Raw genomic sequence first — 17411 nt, forward strand, 5'->3', positions numbered from 1 at the left:
GGGCGGACGGCCAAACCACCCGATTCTTGCGCCTCCGGCAGATCGGTTCAGAGACGCTGCTTGACCGTGGCGAGCGCCCCTTTGAAAGCCTTGGCAAAACTCTCGCGGTCATCAGGGTTCAGGAAGGAGCCGACATCCGTGCGCCGGCCCTCGCCGAAAATCTGCATGGAGAGGATGCCGATTTCCTGATGCCGGCGGACGAGGAACCGCGCCCAGAACGGGTTGAAATGATGCTCCACCATCCGCCCCGACGGCGCAAACTTGCGCACCGAAACATCCGTGCGCGACACCATGACTTCCTCGCGCGCCCTTCCGGAGCGGTAACTCAGCCAGAAAGCACCGTAAAGCAGGACGAAATCCAGCCCGAAGAAGAAGCCGATCGGCCAGGCGCCGGTCACGGTGAAGAACATGCCGTAGAGAAAACAGACGGCGCCCGACAAAATGAGCAGCACCTTGAAGCCCTTGCGCCCGAGCGATCGGTGGGGAAAGAGTTCGGCTGCGAAAACAGGCTTTTCGTTGAAGCTGTCGGCGTTGCTTTCCATCATGGCCGTTGAGTATAGATTCTCCATGGCGAATCCGAAACTCAAATCCGTTGGCAAACCGTCCCAAAACTCGAATGTCATCACCCGCCGCAAACCGGCAGCGGCGGTGAAAACCGCCTATTCCGCGGCTGAGCGCGAGGAGATCTTCCGCCGTTTCTCGGTGCAGCGGCCGGAACCGAGGGGCGAACTCGAGCATACCAACCCCTTCACCCTCGTCGTCGCCGTGGCGCTTTCCGCCCAGGCGACCGACGCCGGGGTCAACAAGGCGACGCGGGCGCTCTTCAAGATCGCCGACACGCCGCAGAAAATGCTCGATCTCGGCGAGGAGAAGGTCCGCGATTACATCAAGACGATCGGCCTCTATCGCAACAAGGCAAAGAACGTCATCGCGCTTTCCCAGATGCTGGTCGACGAATTTGCAGGCAAGGTACCGGAAACGCGCGAGGAGCTGGTCCGCCTGCCCGGCGTCGGGCGCAAGACCGCCAATGTCGTGCTCTCCATGGCCTTCGGCCAGGCGACGATGGCGGTCGACACCCACATTTTCCGCATCGCCAACCGCATCCGGCTGGCCCCCGGCAAGACGCCCGACGAGGTCGAGGCGCGGCTGATGAAGGTGGTGCCAAAACAGTATCTCTATCACGCCCATCACTGGCTGATCCTGCACGGCCGCTACACTTGCAAGGCGCGCCGCCCCGAATGCGAGCGCTGCGTCATCGCCGACATCTGCAAGTCGCCGGAAAAGAGTTCGGATATTCCGGCGCCGCTCGTCGAGCTACCGCCGCAGCTGATCGGCGAGACCGTCGAGTAAGGCCGCAATCGCCCGCTCATAATCTCGCCGTTCCCCACCCGCTTCAATCGCAATCGCGGCACGATCAAAAGACGCCGACAGCAGCGATGTCAGCGGGTCAAGCAGGGCGCCTGCCTCCGGCAAAAGCGCCGCAAGTCCTTCCCGTAAACTCGCCTCCGCATTCTCCGCATCCAGTGCCGCGACCGCCGGCGATCCGAGAACGGCAGGTGCTTCCATCAGCAGCAGCCGTGTCCGCCCCGGCTGCGCCATCGCGGCGAAATAGGCTGAAGCGCCGGCGATCAGTGCAGCCCGCGCCCCTTGTTCCGGCGCCGAAGCCGCCTCGATTGCCTTGGCCACCGCTTGCGCCTCGCTCGTGATCACCGCCTGGAACAGTGCCTTCTTGTCCTCGAAATGATGGTAGAGCGCCCCGCGCGTCACGCCTGCCGCCGCGACGATCTCCGGCGTCGCCGTTTCGGCATAACCTTTCTCGACGAAGATACGCCGCCCGGCGTGGATCAGCGCCTGCCTTGTCTGTTCGGTTCTCTCGCGATTGCTGCGACTCATACCGTCTATATACATACAAACTGCATGTATGTTAATACACAAAAACATACAGATTGTATGTAAAAGGGAAGGACGCAAGAGATGAAATCGACCAGCTATTATCCTGTCATCATGACGGGCGACGTTGCGGGCACCGCCGCCTTCTACTGCGCCCACTTCGGCTTCAAGGCGCTTTTTGAAAGCGACTGGTACGTTCACCTGCAATCGGCCGAGGCGGAGCATGTCGCGCTCGCCATCCTCGACGGCAGCCACGAGACCATCCCTACCGCTGCGCGCGGTGAGGTTCGCGGCTTGCTGCTCAATTTCGAGGTCGAGGATGTCGATCGTATCTACGAGGCCTGCCGGAGCGCCGGCCTGCCGATTTTGAGAGAGATCCGCGATGAGGATTTCGGTCAGCGGCATTTCATCACCGCTGATCCGAACGGCGTGCTGATCGACATCATCAAGCCGATCCCGCCCAGCGCGGAATTCGCCGCGATGTACGACGCCTCCGCCCTGCCCGGCTGAGCCTCAGGCGCGCGAACCCTCGCGAGCCGAAATCAGCTTGTGCAGATGCACCATCATGCCGGCGGCAAAGAGCGGCGTCAGCAGATTGATGAAGGGGATCATCAGAAACAGCGCAATCACCAGCCCGCCGAGAAAGACGGTGGGCGCATGCTTGGCGCGAAAAAGCCGCGCCTCCTGCGGCGGGCGGAAGCGCATGGCGGCGAATTCGAAAAATTCCCGCCCAAGCAGGTAGCCGTTCACCAGAAAGAAGGCGACCAGATTGACGCCGGGAATGAACAGCAGCAGCAAGGCGACGATATTGCCGAGGATCACCACGCCAAGGAACTTGATCGAGCTTGCCATCGCCGGTCCGAGCGGCATGGCGGTGCCCGGTGCGTCGCCGGGATAATCGCGTTTTTCGATGACATCGGCGACATCGTCGAGAAACAGGCCGGCGATCAGCGCCGTGACCGGTGACAGCAGCAGCGCCAGCATGAGCGCAAGGCCGATGCCCGCGAGGATCGCGAAGACCAGGGTGAACCACCCTGCCCATTCCGGCAGATCGGGAAAGAAGCCCGTCAGCCAGGGAAAGAGAAAGGCCATGAAGGCTCCGCGCAATGCGAACCACAGGCCGACCAGCACCAGAATCGTCAAGCCGAGCACTTTCCAGAAGACCGAACGCGTTTCCGGCGCGAAAAGGTTGGCGAGCGATAGTCGAGCGGCGTCAAGGATCATTTCTTCAGCGTCTCCGGTTGCGCAGAAGATGTAGGAAAGGCGAATGCGACCGACAAGAGAGAATAAAATTGCAGGCTGTAATAGAAACTTGTCGCAATATAAGTGCTAATATAATATTATGGCCAATAGAAATAAGCATGGGCCTGAGAAGCAGCTTCCGACAATAGTTGCAAAGACAAGGGATCGCGATAGCGCTCCACGGAACGCCTCTGAGGGAAGACGGGGGGAGGCTGACGTGGAAGATTTTGTGCACAAACTCAGGCAATACGTTAAAAGCGGCACACCGGCCGAGCGTCGTATCGCGAAATATTTCTCCGAACACCTGAATGACCTGCCGTTTGAGACGGCGGCGTCGGTCGCCGACCGGCTGGATCTGTCGCCGATGACCGTCGGGCGCTTCCTGCGCGCGCTCGGTTACCAGGGGCTGGACAGCGTCAAGGTGGAGATCCGCGAGACCGTGACGACATCGCCGGCACAGTTGCAGAGCGCCATGAGTGAGCTGCATGCGGATGCCGCGGAAGGCAAACCGCTCGCCGTGCTGGTCGCCGAACAGATCCAGGCGCTCCATCATATCTATCATCTGACGGCGCAGCCGCACTGGTCCGAAGCCGTCAGCCTGATCAGAACCGCCCGGGAAGTGTCGATCGCCACCCACGCGCGGCTTGCAAGCCTCGCCAATCATTTCTGCCAGCGGCTGACACAGGCCCGCGACGGCGTGCGCACGCTCGACGGCGCCGACAACCGTTTTGCCGACCTCTTTGCCCGGCTGGCGGTCGACGACGCGCTGCTCGTCATCATCGACTGTCGCCGCTTCGCCAAGGCGCGCCTGCTTGCCAGAACCGCGCGGCGCTACGGCTACAAGGTCGTCCTCATTTCACCGCAGCAGGCGGATTGGATGGCGGATCAGTCGAACGTCATGCTGCCCCTGCCGCCCGCCCGCGCCCCCGATCTCGACAATCTTCCACCGCTGATCGCGCTGCTCGATTGCCTGTCGGAATCGGTCATCCTCGAAGTCGGGGAAGAGGCCGCGCTTCGCCGCCGCCGCATGCTGGAATTCGCAACCGTGCTCGGCGAGACGGCCAACCACTGAAACAGCTTCAAACACGCGCTTTCGGCGGCTACTGCATCGCTTCCAGCTCGGCGCGGTGCCGATACATCGCCAGAAGGCGGCGATAATCGCGGTCGTAGAAGGCTTGCTTCGCCCTGTCGGGCAGCCGTTCCTCGCCGCCCGGATACATCGCCTCGCCGGCCGCCGCCAAATCCTTGTGCAGGCCGCAGGCAACCGATGCCGCGATCGCCGTGCCGAGCAGCACCGCCTCGTTCATCTTCGGCACCACGACCCTGCAGCCGGTGGCATCGCTATAGAGTTCCATCAGCACCGGGTTTTTCACATGCCCGCCGGCGACATGCAGCGTATCCGGCACGTAGCCATATTCCTTCATTTTCTCCAGGATATGGCGAATGCCCAGCGCAATAGCCACTGCAGACCGCCAATAGAGCGCACAGAGCCCGTCGAAGGAGGTATCGAGCGTCAGCCCGCTGACGACACCGACCGCATGCGGATCGGCGCGAGGCGAACGGTTGCCGTGAAAATCCGGCAGCACGAAGATGCGCTCCCCGAAAGCATCACCTTCCTCGGCCCGCAATTCGGCAATGCGCGCGACGATCCTCTGATGCAGCGCCGCCGTCGGCTCGCCGCCGGCCGCATGCATGCGCACCATATGGTCGAGCAGCGCCCCGGTCGCCGATTGCCCGGCCTCCACCAGCCAGGACTGCGGGAAGACCACTTCATAATAGGGACCCCACATACCGTGGCTCGGTTTGCGGTCCTGCGAAAAGGCGACGATGCAGCTCGACGTGCCGGCGATCAGCGCCAGCTGATGCTCGCGTTTCACGGGATCGGCGGCATAACCGCCGAGTGCGCCGAGCGCGCCGGCATAGGCGTCGATCATCCCGGCCGACACGTGGCAATCGGTGGTCAGCCCCAGGGCTGCCGCCGCCTCCGGCCTCAGCCGGCCGACGCTACCGCCGACCGGCGTCGTCTCATCCGGCAGGCGCCCGCGCGCCTGAAGATCTTCGAGACCGATGCGCTGCAGGAAATCCTGCTGCCAGCCCTTTTCGAGATGGGCGAGATAATTCCATTTTGCCGTCAGCGTGCAGCGCGAGCGGGCGGGCGATCCGGTCGATTTCCATGTCATGAAATCGGCGAGATCGAAGAAGTAGCCGGCCTTTTCCCATGTGGCGGGCAGCTTCTTCTTCAGCCACATCAGCTTCGGCATTTCCATTTCCGGCGACATCACGTGGCCGGAATGCTCGAGCACCGCGTGCTCCGTCGCCGTACAGAAATCGGCTTCCTTCAGCGCCCGATGGTCGAGCCAGACGATGGTGTCGAAACGCTGCTCGCCGCCGGTGGAAACGCTGATCTGCCGGCCCTCGACGTCGCGCACCACGAGCGAACAGGTGGCGTCGAAACCAATCGCGCCGACCGAGGCGGCGGCAATGCCGGATTGCGCCATCGCGCGACGCACCGCCGTGCAGGCGGCCGACCAGATGTCTTCAGAATCGTGCTCGGCGTGGTTTTCGCGCGGCCGGTTCATTGCAATCGGATGTTCGGCCTTGGCCAGCAAACGGCCGGCGGCATTGAAGACACCGGCGCGCGCGCTGCCGGTGCCGACATCGACCGCAACCACATGATCACGCATCAAATCTTGGTCCCGTCCAGCTTATGGTTGCGGACAAGGTGTATCAAATCCGGCATGGCGTCAAACACGACTTCCGGCGAAAGCCGGTCGAGTTCGGCACGGTATCCGGCGAAATTCGCATGCGATCCGCCGGTGAAGGCAAAGACCGTCATACCCGCCGCCTTGGCGGCGGCAATGCCGGCCGGACTGTCCTCGACGACGACGCAGGAACCAGGTTCGACTTGCATCTGCCGCGCCGCATGCAGGAAGAGATCGGGCGCCGGCTTGCCGCGCTTGACCATCGTCGCGCTGAAGATGTCGGGCAGCTTGTCGAGAAGGCCGGTGACGGAAAGCGACAGCCGGATTCGCTCCATCTGGCTGGACGAGGCGACGCAGCACGGAATGCCGAGCCGGTCGATCGTCGCGGCGATGCCGTCGATCGGCTTCAATTCGGTGCGGAAGCGAGCGTAGAGATCGGTGCGGATGCGTTCGAGGAATTCCTCGCTGGCATGGATGTTGAATTCGGTTTCCAGCGTAGAGATGAGCGTCGACAGGCTGCGGCCGAGAAAACGCTCATAGGCCTGATCTTCGCTGATCGAGACGCCGAGATCGTTCATCGCGCCGACGAGGACGCTGATCGAGATCGGCTCGCTGTCGACGAGCACGCCGTCGCAATCGAAGATGACCAGCCGTGGTTCAGCATCAGCCATGAAAGACCCAACCTGAGTTCAATTCGCACGCACGTCCGCGCCGCTCGCAGACCGGACGGATGGCGGCGCGAGTGCCGCCACCCGGTCCTTACACCGCGAGCTTGCCGTCGAGATAGAGCTGCAGCGTCGCCCGCGTGCCCTTTTCCCACAGGGTTTTGAGCGCATGGGCGAAACGCTTGCGGAAGAGTTCGGATTTTGCCACCTCGCCGAAAATATCGTCGAAGGCGAGGAAGGCGGACGGATCGTCCTTGGCCTTCAGCGCCGCCGCATGCAGGCGCTCGGCGCTGGCATCGTTGAAGACGATATCCTTGCCGCTATCGGTCTTGCCGGCGAAATAGCGGCACCAGAGCGCCGAGACCAGCGCCAGACCGACGACGTCCCTGCCCTGACTGAGATTGTCGAGCGTCGACGGCAGGATGAATTTCGGCTGGCGGTTCGAGCCGTCCTGCGCCAGGCGCGGAATGGTGTCGGCAATCTTCGGATTGAGCAGGCGATGTTCGATCAGCGCAAAATAATCCGTCAGCGACGTGTTCGGCACCGGCGGCACGATCGGAATGATCTCGTCTTTCTCAAGCTTGGCGAGAAAGGCGCGAATCAACGGATCTTCCATGGAGTCATGCACGAAATGAATGTCCATCAGCGCCGCCGGATAGGCGATCGCCGCATGTCCGCCGTTGAGGATGCGGATCTTCATGTGCTCATAAGGCGTAACATCGGGCACGAAGGTGACGCCGACCTTTTCCAGCGCCGGCCGGCCGGCGGTGAACTTGTCTTCGAGCACCCACTGCTTGAATTCCTCGCAATAGACCGGCCAATTGTCCTCGATGTCGAAATTATCCCTGAGGAAATCGATCTCCCGCTGGCCGGTCGCCGGCGTGATGCGGTCGACCATCGCATTCGGGAAGGCGACGTTTTCCCGGATCCAGTCGGCAAAGGCGGGATCTGAAAGTGCCGCCGTGCCGACCACGGCATTGGCGGTGACGATGCCGTTATGGGGAATGTTGTCGCAGGACATGACGGTGAACGGACCGATGCCCTTTTCCTTGCGCGCCTTCAGGCCGGCGACGATCAGCCCGAACACCGTCTTCGGCGCGCCGGGACTGTTTCCGTCGGCGGCGATATCAGGATGGGCCGGATTGAATGTGCCCGATGCATCGATGAAGTAACCACCCTCGGTGATCGTCAGCGAAACGATGCGGATCTCGGGATCGGCAAGCCTGGCGATGATCGCGGCGGGGGCGCCGACCGGCAGGATGTCGATCATCGGCGCGGTGACGCGCGCCGCCGTCTTGTTATTGTCCTGCTCGACGACGGTTGTCAGGAAATCCTGGGCCGCAAGCTTCTCACGCATGGCGGCATCGGACGGCAGCACGCCGGCGCCGACGATCGCCCAGTCGTGATCCGTGCCCGCGTTGAAGAGATCGTCGAGATAGATCGCCTGGTGGGCGCGGTGGAAGTTGCCGACCCCGAAGTGCACGATGCCGGCTTTCAGCGACGCCCTGTCATATCGGGGGATGGCGGCAGTGCGCGCCGCGTCCGGAAGCGTTGCCAGCGATAGTTTGCACGTCATGTTCCAGTCCTCTTGAAGGTCTTGCCGAAACGGCCGGGCGCCATCGCCCGGCTCGCATGCCTGCCCCCAGCCGGCCGCCTGCCTCAGATGGCAAGGCCGCCCTCGTTGAATTTGTGAATGCGCGAACGGTCCGGCGTCAGGTAGACCGTATCGCCCGCCTTGGCGGCAAAATCGCCGCTGCCGCGCGCCGTCACCATGCCGATGTCATCGGCATCGATATGCAGGAAGGTGTCGGAGCCGAGATGCTCGGCGACCACCACCCTGCCCTTCCAGTCACCGCTCTCCATCGACAACAGCATATGTTCGGGACGGATGCCGATCGTGTGGGCGCCGAGCTGGGCGGCGTTCTGGCCCTTGATGAAATTCATCTTCGGCGATCCGATAAAGCCGGCGACGAAAAGGTTGCGCGGGCGGCTGTAGAGTTCGAGCGGCGAGCCGACCTGTTCGATATTGCCCCGGTTCAAGACGACGATCTTGTCGGCCATGGTCATCGCCTCGACCTGGTCGTGGGTGACATAGACCATCGTCGTCTTCAACTGCTGATGCAGCTCGCTGATTTCCAGGCGCATGTTGACGCGCAGTGCGGCATCGAGGTTCGACAGCGGCTCGTCGAACAGGAAGGCCGAAGGCTGGCGCACGATGGCGCGGCCGATCGCGACGCGCTGGCGCTGGCCGCCGGAAAGCTGACGCGGCTTGCGCTCCAGATAATCGGTGAGATTGAGCACGCGGGCGGCATCGGTCACCTTGCGGTCGATCTCGGCCTTGTCGACGCCCGCCATCTTCAGCGGGAAGGCGATGTTGTTGCGCACGCTCATATGCGGATAGAGCGCATAGGACTGAAACACCATGGCAAGGCCGCGTTCCGACGGCGCCTTTTCGGTGGCGTCCCTGCCGTCGATGACGATCTTGCCGCCGGAAACGTCCTCGAGACCGGCGATCAATCTCAGCAGCGTGGACTTGCCGCAGCCCGACGGGCCGACGAAGACGACGAATTCGCCGTCCTTGATATCGAGATCGATCGAAGGGATGACCTTGGCTTCGCCGAAGACCTTGGAAACCTTCTGAAGGGTAATGCTGCCCATGTTTGTCTCCCTTTTCTTATTTCACTGCGCCGAAGGTCAGGCCGCGGACGAGTTGCTTCTGGCTGAACCAGCCGAGGATCAGGATCGGCGCGATCGCCATGGTCGAGGCTGCCGAGAGCTTGGCGTAGAACAGGCCTTCCGGGCTGGAATATGAGGCGATGAAGGCCGTCAGCGGCGCCGCCTTGGAGGCGGTGAGGTTGAGCGTCCAGAACGCCTCGTTCCAGGCAAGGATAATGTTCAGGAGCAGCGTCGAAGCGATGCCGGGCACCGCCATCGGCGTCAGCACGTAGATGATCTCCTTCATCAGCGACGCCCCGTCCATGCGCGCCGCTTCGAGGATCTCGCCGGGGATTTCCTTGAAATAGGTGTAGAGCATCCAGACGATGATCGGCAGGTTGATCAGCGTCAGTATGATCACCAGGCCGGTGCGGGTGTCGAGCAGGCCGGAATTGCGGAACATCAGATAGATCGGGATCAGCGCGCCGACCGGCGGCATCATCTTGGTCGACAGCATCCACATCAGCACGTCCTTGGTCCGCTTGGTCGGCGAAAACGCCATCGCCCAGGCGGCCGGGATCGCGATGATCAGGCCGATCAGCGTCGAGCCGAAGGAAATGACCACCGAGTTCATGAAGTGGCCGAGATAGTTCGACCGGCTCTGCACCTCCGCATAGTTCTCCGTCGTCCAGTGGAAGAACAGGAACTGCGGCGGCGAAGCGATGGCGTCGGCTTCCGACTTGAAGCTCGTCAGGAAGGTCCAGAGAATCGGGAAGAAGATCAGGATGCCGAGCGTCCAGGCAATCGCGGTGACGATGACCTTGCGCTGCGTTGTGACTTTTCTGGCCATCTCAAGCCTCCAGATTCTTGCCGACGAGGCGCACGAGGAAGATCGCGACGATATTGGCCAGCACGACCGCGACGATGCCGCCCGCCGACGCGCCGCCGATATCGAACTGCAACAGCGCCTGCGCATAGACGAGATAGGTGAGGTTGGTGCTGTCGGTGCCCGGCCCGCCATTGGTGGTGACGAGGATTTCGGCAAAGACCGAAAGCAGGAAGATCGTCTGAATCAGGATCACCACGGTGATGGCGCGGGCCATGTGCGGCAGGATGATATAGATGAATTTCGAGATCGCCCCGGCGCCGTCCATCTCGGCCGCCTCCTTCTGCTCCTCGTCGAGCGACTGTAGCGCGGTCAACAGGATGAGGGTGGCAAACGGCAGCCACTGCCAGGCGACGATGAGAACGACGGAAAACAGCGGCGCATTCGCCAGCCAGTCGATCGGCTGCAGGCCGAGCGCCTTGGCAAGATGCGCAAAGAGGCCGTTGACCGGGTTCATGAACATGTTCTTCCAGACGAGCGCGGCGACCGTCGGCATGACGAAGAACGGCGCAATGACAAGGATGCGCACGATGCCCTGGCCGTACATCGGCTGGTCGAGCAGCAGCGCGAAGGCGATGCCGCCGATGACGGTAATGACAAGCACGCCGGCGACAAGCAGCAGCGTATTGACCAGCGCGGCGAAGAAGGCCGGATCGGACAGGAAATATTCATAGTTCAGAAAGCCGACGAAGCTCTCCATGCCGGGGCTGAGCAGATTGTAGTTCAGCGTCGAGAAATAGATCGTCATCGCAAGCGGAACGATCATCCACGCAAAGAGGAGCAGCACGGAGGGCGCGATCATCAGGCGCGCGGAAGAGCGAGTGTGCAAGGTTGCCATGGCAATCACCGATCTGGTCTGAAGCGGGGAGCGGCCGCAGGAAAGCTTTGTCTGGAAAAGCGGCCGCCGATGCGGTTCGGGCGATCGGCGGCCAAGAGGGGCGGATTGTCAAGGATCCGCCTTCTCAGGAGGTTTACTTAATGTAGCCGGCTTTGGTCATTTCGCGGGTTGCCAGCTGCTGTGCGCTCTTCAACGCCTGATCGACCGAAATCTGGCCGGCAAGGGCTGCCGAGAACTGCTGACCCACTGCCGTGCCGATGCCCTGGAATTCCGGGATCGCCACGAACTGGACGCCGACATAGGGGACCGGCTTGACGGTCGGCTTGGTCGGATCGGCCGAGTTGATCGAGTCGAGCGTCATTTTGGCGAAGGGAGCAGCCTTCTGGTAATCCGCGCTCGCATAGAGCGAGGTGCGGGTGCCGGGAGGTGCGTTCAGCCAGCCTTCCTTTTCAGCCACAAGGTTGGTGTAATCCTTGCTCGTTGCCCAGGCGACGAACTTCTCGGCGGCTTCGACCTTCTGCGAGCCTGCCGGGATGGCGAGGTTCCAGGCCCAGAGCCAGTTGCCGCGCTTGCCGAGGCCCTTGTCCGGAGCGAGCGCGAAGCCGACCTTGTCGGCAACGGTGGATTCCTTCGGGTTGCTGACGAAGGAAGCGGCGACCGTTGCATCGATCCACATGCCGCACTTGCCGGTCTGGAAGAGCGCCAGGTTCTCGTTGAAGCCGTTGGAAGAAGCGCCCGGAGGGCCGGCGTCCTTCATGAGCTTGACGTAGAAGTCCAACGTCTCCTTCCACTCCGGCTGATCGAACTGCGGTTTCCAGCTTTCATCGAACCAGCGCGCGCCGAAGGAGTTGGACATGGCCGTCAGGAACGCCATGTTCTCACCCCAGCCGGCCTTGCCGCGCAGGCAGATGCCGTAGATCTCCTTGTCCTTGTTGGTGATCTTGCGGGCAGCATCCGCAACGAAGTCCCAGGTCGGGGCATCCGGCATCTTCAGGCCGGCGGCGTCGAACAGGTCCTTGCGGTACATGACCATCGAGCTTTCACCGTAAAACGGCGCCGCATAGAGCTTGCCATCCGTGGTCAGGCCGCTGCGGATTGCCGGCAGCAGGTCGTCAACATCGTAATTGGCGCCAAGATTGTCGAGCGGCAGCAGCCAACCCTGTTTTGCCCAGATCGGAACTTCATAGGTGCCGATCGTCAGAACGTCGTACTGGCCGCCCTTGGTCGCGATGTCGGTCGTGACCTTCTGGCGCAGCACGTTTTCTTCGAGAGTGACCCATTCAAGGTCGATGCCGGGATTCTTCGCCTTGAAGTCATCCGTCAGCTTCTGCATCCGGATCATGTCGCCGTTGTTGACGGTCGCGATTGTCAGCGTTTCGGCCGAAGCCATGCCGGCAAACGCCAGTGCCGAGCAGGCGCCCAGCAGGAAAGTTCTCAATGTCATATCTTCCTCCCAGAAGACGAGATGTGAGCATTCGCTTTGCTCATGAGCAATTACCCACCAAACAGCAAAAAATGTCAATCGGCAATCGTTGCTGCGATGCCGAACACATCACCTATCCAATTGATTCAGAAGAAGAATTTTTTGCTCAGTTCTTGAGCAAAAACTCAGCAGTCTCTTCGTCGGTGATCAATCCATTGATCTGGTGGCCGACGACGGCAGCCTTGATCGCCTTGAATTTACGTTTGCCCTTGGCGAGCCCGATGACCATTGATGCCTCGCGGGACGGGATCGGCGCGGACGCGACACGCTCGTTGATCGGGTTGTCGAGCAGCCGGCCGTCGACATCGAAAATCCACCCGCAGATCTCGCCGACCGCGCCGCCGCGCATCAGCTCCATCATCTCGTCCTTCTCGAGAAAACCGTCGACGCAGAGCGGCCCGTCGATGCCGAGTTCGCCGATGCCGACGAAGGTGACGTCGGCCTGTGCGCTCATGTCGAGCGTCGAACGCACAAGCTGCTGGCCGTGCAGCAGCTCCCGCTCCTCGGCCGAGGTGACGAGAACCGGCAGCGGCATCGGATAGTGCCGCGCCTTCACCGCATCCGCCATGCTGAAGATGACGTTGTAATAGGCCGCCGATCCGTCCGGCGCGATATTGCCGGTCAGCGAGACGATGCGGTGATTGGGACATTCGATGGCCGGAAGCTGGTCCACGGCCGCCTTCAGCGTACGGCCGGTGCCGACCGCAAGCACGATCGGCTCCGCCCGCTTCAGCCAGCGCTCGATCTCGGCCGCCGCCGCCTCGGCGATGCCGATGGTGGTCGACGAGGAGCCCGGATCGCTCGGCACCACCTCCACATGTTTCAGTTCGAATTTCCGCCGCAGCTGACTGCCGAGTTCAAGACAGGCAGCGATCGGATGATCGAGCCGCACCTTGATCAGACGTTCGGCGACCGCCAGCGACACCAGCCGCTGCGCCGACTGCCGCGAGATTCCCATCGAGGCGGCGATTTCGTCCTGCGTGCGCCCGGCGACGTAATAAAGCCAGCCGGCACGCGCCGCATCGTCGAGCCGTGCAGGGGTCTCGGATCTTTTTGCCATATGATGCCTACCACGCAAAGTGAGCCGGCTTGCCGCCCGCCGGATATGATTTCGAGTCTGTACCGCGCCAGATCAAAACAAAATTCCTGAAAATGTCGAGCCTGTTGACAAAAGCCCTGCCGAATAACCGCTGCTATTCAGGCAAACCATTGCATCACGAGATAGACCCCCGCCTTTGCGAGGCCGTAAATCACGCCGCCGGCAATGACGAGCGACACCGCGGTCATGATGAAGCCGATGAGCGCGAAGAGCCCGTCGCGGCCCATGATGCCGAAAGCGAAGACCGAGATCGTGATCGCCGGCAGGATATTGCCGAGCGGAACCGGCAGCACCAGCACGATCGACAGCAGCAAGCATGCGAGACCGGCGAAATACTCCGCCGGCGGCTCGGCGAAGATGGCAAGCCTCGGCTTCAGCATGCGTTCGGCCCAGGCGAGCCAGCGATGGATGCGGACGACGACGCTCTCGAAATCCTCCCGCAGCACCGAACGGTCGGCGATCGCCCTGGGCAGCCAGGGTTTTAACCCGAAGGTCAGCTGCGCCGCCAGAAAGACCAAAGGCGCACCGAGCAGGGCGGAGGTGCCGGGCGGTGTGGGAAACGCGTTCGGCAGCGCGAAGATCAGCATCAGCGCGCTGATCGCCCTGTCGCCCATCGTCTGGAACAGATCACCGATCGAAATCCGCTCACGGCTGCGGTCGGCGGCCAACTGCCGCAGGATGGATGAGAGGCGGCGGCCTTTGGCCCGTGGCGGACGTGGTCTTCGGCGTTTGTTGGAATCGGCGTTTTCGATTGTCATGATACCGGTGGATGATGGAAGTGCGGAATCCGATTTTGGCGGCGCAATATGCCAATTGAATGACTTATGCGGTCAGAATTACGGCACAACCCTGAACCCGAGGAGGGAATGAAGGCTTGTAATTCCCCGCCAACAGTGCGAGCAGACGGCCCAGATCAGGAAAGCGGCAGAATGGCAATGATCATTTCGTTCGACATCGGCGGCTCCGCCATCAAGGGCGGCATCGCCCGCTCCGAGACGGACATCGTGCCGCTCGGCCGCCGGCCGACGCCGAAGGATGATTTCGCCGCTTTCGTCGACACCCTGCGCGCCATCATCGCCGAAACCGGCGAAGCGCCGAGCCGCATCGCGCTGTCCATCGCCGGCGTCGTCGATCCCGATACGCAGCGGTTGATCTGCGCCAACATTCCCTGCATCCATGGCCGCGCACTCGCCGCCGATCTCGAAGCCGAACTCGGTCTGCCGGCACTGATCGCCAACGACGCCGACTGCTTCGCCATCGCCGAAGCCGGCCTCGGCGCCGGTCGCGGCCACCGCATCGTCTTCGGCGCCATCCTCGGCACCGGCGTCGGCGGCGGATTGGTCGCCGACGGGCGCCTCGTCAACGAAGCCGGCGGCTTTGCCGGCGAGTGGGGTCATGGCCCGATCATCGCGTCGGCAGCCGGCAATCCGCCAGTCGCCATTCCCGCCTATGCCTGCGGCTGCGGCCAGAAAGGCTGCGTCGATACGGTCGGCGGCGCCCGCGGCCTGGAGCGCCTGCACAACACGCTGCACGATCTCGATCTTTCCAGCGAAGAGATCATCGGTCAATGGCAGCAAGGCGAGGAGAGGGCGACACGCACCATCGACGTCTATGTCGATCTCGTCGCCTCGCCCCTGGCGCTGACGATCAACATCACCGGCGCGACCATCGTGCCGGTCGGCGGCGGCCTGTCCAACGTCGAGCCCTTGCTTGCCGAACTCGACCACGCCGTGCGCGCCCGCATCCTGCGCAAGTTCGACCGGCCGCTGGTGGTGCGCAGCCAATGCCGCATCGAACCCGGCCTGATCGGCGCCGCGCTGCTGGGGTTGAAGGCCGAGGCAGCCGCTCTTTAAAGTACCGGCCACATCCGCACGATCGCTGCAAACCGATCCCAGTCCTTGCGCGTCAGAGGTGTCCATGCCGCTTCGGCGATTGCCGGAAGACGCGGAAAGACCAGCCGGTTGAAATGGGCGCGCGAGGCGACATTGCCGTCCCAGATGCAGGCTTGGATGCCGCGTATCTTGTCCCTCAAGGCCTCCGGCAGCCCGTCCTCGGCCTCATAAGCATAGGTGCGTTCCGGCGGCGTGAAACCGGCCCAACTGGCGCCGGGCTCGTCCCAGGCTTCGGCCTGGGCCATGTCGAGATAACAGGCCTGTCCGGGCGTCATCACCACGTCGTAGCCGTCCTTTGCCAGCGCGAGGCCGAGCTCGGGCTTTTCCCAGGCCATCAGCAGCGTGCCGTCACGATCGACGCCGCCGCCGTGCGATACTTCGTTCCAGCCGGCGAGCTTCTTGCCGCGCTGCGACAGCATGGCTTTGATGCGCTTCAGGAAATAGGATTGCAGCGCGGCGGTGCCGGCAAGCCCCTCCCGCTCCATCAGCGTCTTGCAGAGCGGCGAGGGAAGCCATGCCCCCTCGGCCACCTCGTCGCCGCCGATATGGACATATTCGCCGGGAAACAGCACCACGATCTCGTCGAACACCTTGCCGAGGAATTCATAGGTGAATTCGACCGCCGGGTTGAGGGCGTTGTTGGTATAGCCCTGCGGCGAGCGGTAACTGTGCGGCGGCTCCTGCCGGTCGACGAGATCGGGAAGCGCAGAGAGCGCCGCGGCGCTATGGCCGGGAATATCGATTTCTGGCACCACCTCGATGTGCAGCGAGGCGGCATGCGCAACGATGCGCCTGACGTCGTCCTGCGTATAGTGGCCGACGCGCGCGTCCTGCCCATCGCCGAAGTCAGGTATGAGCGTTTCATCCGGCCCGCGCTCTGCGCTCGCTCCCATCAGTTCGGGATAGGCCTTGATCTCCAGCCGCCAGGCTTCGTCGTCGGTCAGGTGCCAGTGGAAGATATTGAGCTTGTTCCAGGCGAGGATATCGATCAGCCGCATGACATCGGCCACCGGATAAAACTGCCCCGCCACGTCGAGGTGGCAGCCGCGCCAGCCATGACGCGGCTGGTCGGCGATCGTCCCGAAATTCGGGAATTTGAAGACGTCGTGGCCGGCGCGGGCGCCGTGCAGCAGTTGCGCCAGACTGATCAGCCCATAGTGCTGTCCCGCTGCGTCCGCGCTCGAAAGCACGATCTCCCGCGCGGTGAAACGCAGTTCGTAAGCTAAGGCTGCGATCGACGATTCGGTGACGAAACGAATGGCCCGCCCGCCCTTGATGGCAGCAAGCGAGAACGGCGCGGGCTCGGCAGGATAGAGCCGCTGGTAAAGCGCAAGAAGCAGAGAGAGTGCCTTGATCGCCTCCGGCCGGGTCCTTTCGGCAGGATAGAGGACGGAGGGCAAATCTCCCGCCTTCAGACCGAGCGACAGCGGCCAAGGCAGCAGCGCAAAGGGTTCCTCGACCCGACCCGGCGGCAGCAGCGGCGGCGTCACACCGCCGTCCCCGCCTTCAAGCATGAGATCGCCGAAACCGACCGCAACGCGACGGCCGTCCGCCAGCGTCAAACCGGCCGATTTGATGCCGTCGGTCCGATGTTTCGGTTCGTCGGCCAGCCCCTCGACGGTGAACCGCCAGTGCCCGCCCGGGGGAATGCTCAGCTCCTCGGGCGGCAGGAATTCATGGAAATTCGCGACCTGCCGCCGCATGCTGGCACCGTCGCAGACATGGGTGTCGGCAATCCGCGTCGGTGATCTATAGGCAAGCGAGAAGCCGGACAGCGGTTCGGACGAAAGATTGAAGAGCGTCAAGGTCAACCGGCCGGAACCACCCTCGACCGGGCTCCAGCTCGCTTCCAGATGGTAATCGGCCATAGTCCTGCCTCCCGCCGCGAATTGATCGCGGCAATGCATGGCCGCGATCGCGGCGGAACTCTCGGCATGCTTTCGCAAGCTTAGCTTTTTCGAGACGGCAATGGAATCGGCCGCCCGAGTTCAAGGCGGAACGGCCTGCGCAGGTTGCGGAAATTACAGCGCAATAACGGATTGGGCGGTCCGCGTTTCCG

Annotated in this window: 17 protein-coding genes; 4 read left to right on the plus strand and 13 right to left on the minus strand. The window is 62.6% G+C overall.

The window, feature by feature from the left end:
* Positions 1-47: 47 nt before the first annotated feature.
* Positions 48-545 carry a DUF2244 domain-containing protein gene (locus CO655_RS07280; RefSeq protein WP_097664223.1) on the minus strand — a complete coding sequence of 166 codons (498 nt, stop codon included), beginning with the start codon at positions 543-545 and terminating at the stop codon, positions 48-50.
* On the opposite strand from CO655_RS07280, the gene nth reads away from it, so the two are divergent.
* Entirely contained in the window at positions 544-1350 is an 807-nt protein-coding gene (gene nth / locus CO655_RS07285; RefSeq protein ID WP_176539224.1) for an endonuclease III, read from the plus strand. The two genes, CO655_RS07280 and nth, sit on opposite strands and share 2 nt — an antisense overlap.
* Here the strand turns inward: nth and CO655_RS07290 are convergent.
* Positions 1315-1893 carry a TetR/AcrR family transcriptional regulator gene (locus tag CO655_RS07290; protein ID WP_097664250.1) on the minus strand — a complete coding sequence of 193 codons (579 nt, stop codon included), beginning with the start codon at positions 1891-1893 and terminating at the stop codon, positions 1315-1317. The two genes, nth and CO655_RS07290, sit on opposite strands and share 36 nt — an antisense overlap.
* Before the next feature lie 81 nt (positions 1894-1974).
* On the opposite strand from CO655_RS07290, the gene CO655_RS07295 reads away from it, so the two are divergent.
* A complete protein-coding gene (locus tag CO655_RS07295; protein WP_097664225.1) occupies positions 1975-2400 on the plus strand; it encodes a VOC family protein in 426 nt (141 codons plus the stop codon).
* A gap of 3 nt (positions 2401-2403) precedes the next feature.
* Here CO655_RS07295 and CO655_RS07300 read toward each other — a convergent pair whose 3' ends face one another.
* Positions 2404-3114 carry a sulfate transporter family protein gene (locus tag CO655_RS07300; protein WP_097664226.1) on the minus strand — a complete coding sequence of 237 codons (711 nt, stop codon included), beginning with the start codon at positions 3112-3114 and terminating at the stop codon, positions 2404-2406.
* Positions 3115-3349: 235 nt separating this feature from the next.
* Between CO655_RS07300 and CO655_RS07305 the strand changes: the two genes are divergently transcribed.
* Entirely contained in the window at positions 3350-4204 is an 855-nt protein-coding gene (locus CO655_RS07305; protein ID WP_064683134.1) for a MurR/RpiR family transcriptional regulator, read from the plus strand.
* Positions 4205-4232: 28 nt separating this feature from the next.
* On the opposite strand, the gene CO655_RS07310 is transcribed toward CO655_RS07305, so the two are convergent.
* The 9 genes from CO655_RS07310 to CO655_RS07350 all read right to left on the minus strand — a co-directional run bounded on the left by CO655_RS07310 (position 4233) and on the right by CO655_RS07350 (position 14137).
* Positions 4233-5816, minus strand: coding sequence for an FGGY-family carbohydrate kinase (locus CO655_RS07310; RefSeq protein WP_097664227.1), 1584 nt, complete (start codon positions 5814-5816; stop codon positions 4233-4235).
* Positions 5816-6505, minus strand: a complete 690-nt coding sequence (locus CO655_RS07315) for an HAD family hydrolase (RefSeq protein WP_010029693.1) — start codon at positions 6503-6505, stop codon at positions 5816-5818. The genes CO655_RS07310 and CO655_RS07315 overlap by 1 nt, the downstream gene beginning before the upstream one ends.
* Before the next feature lie 88 nt (positions 6506-6593).
* Entirely contained in the window at positions 6594-8075 is a 1482-nt protein-coding gene (locus tag CO655_RS07320) for a mannitol dehydrogenase family protein (RefSeq protein WP_097664228.1), read from the minus strand.
* An 83-nt stretch (positions 8076-8158) separates the two neighbouring features.
* Positions 8159-9157, minus strand: a complete 999-nt coding sequence (locus tag CO655_RS07325; RefSeq protein ID WP_097603843.1) for an ABC transporter ATP-binding protein — start codon at positions 9155-9157, stop codon at positions 8159-8161.
* A 16-nt stretch (positions 9158-9173) separates the two neighbouring features.
* Positions 9174-10004 (minus strand): carbohydrate ABC transporter permease, encoded by an 831-nt coding sequence (locus CO655_RS07330; RefSeq protein ID WP_038691452.1) that lies wholly within the window; start codon positions 10002-10004, stop codon positions 9174-9176.
* Position 10005: 1 nt separating this feature from the next.
* Entirely contained in the window at positions 10006-10878 is an 873-nt protein-coding gene (locus tag CO655_RS07335; RefSeq protein ID WP_097603842.1) for a sugar ABC transporter permease, read from the minus strand.
* A 133-nt stretch (positions 10879-11011) separates the two neighbouring features.
* Positions 11012-12322, minus strand: a complete 1311-nt coding sequence (locus CO655_RS07340) for a sugar ABC transporter substrate-binding protein (protein WP_064683128.1) — start codon at positions 12320-12322, stop codon at positions 11012-11014.
* A gap of 145 nt (positions 12323-12467) precedes the next feature.
* Positions 12468-13421, minus strand: coding sequence for a sugar-binding transcriptional regulator (locus CO655_RS07345; RefSeq protein WP_097603841.1), 954 nt, complete (start codon positions 13419-13421; stop codon positions 12468-12470).
* Between the two features lie 137 nt (positions 13422-13558).
* Positions 13559-14137 (minus strand): exopolysaccharide biosynthesis protein, encoded by a 579-nt coding sequence (locus CO655_RS07350; RefSeq protein WP_170964909.1) that lies wholly within the window; start codon positions 14135-14137, stop codon positions 13559-13561.
* Between the two features lie 258 nt (positions 14138-14395).
* Between CO655_RS07350 and CO655_RS07355 the strand changes: the two genes are divergently transcribed.
* A complete protein-coding gene (locus CO655_RS07355) occupies positions 14396-15313 on the plus strand; it encodes an ROK family protein (protein ID WP_097664251.1) in 918 nt (305 codons plus the stop codon).
* Here CO655_RS07355 and CO655_RS07360 read toward each other — a convergent pair.
* On the minus strand, positions 15310-17220 hold the full coding sequence (locus tag CO655_RS07360) for a family 20 glycosylhydrolase (RefSeq protein ID WP_097664229.1): 1911 nt from the start codon (positions 17218-17220) through the stop codon (positions 15310-15312). The genes CO655_RS07355 and CO655_RS07360 overlap by 4 nt on opposite strands.
* Positions 17221-17411: the final 191 nt, after the last annotated feature.

It is taken from the genome of Rhizobium sp. M1, from assembly GCF_002531805.1.
Classification (GTDB): domain Bacteria; phylum Pseudomonadota; class Alphaproteobacteria; order Rhizobiales; family Rhizobiaceae; genus Rhizobium; species Rhizobium etli_C.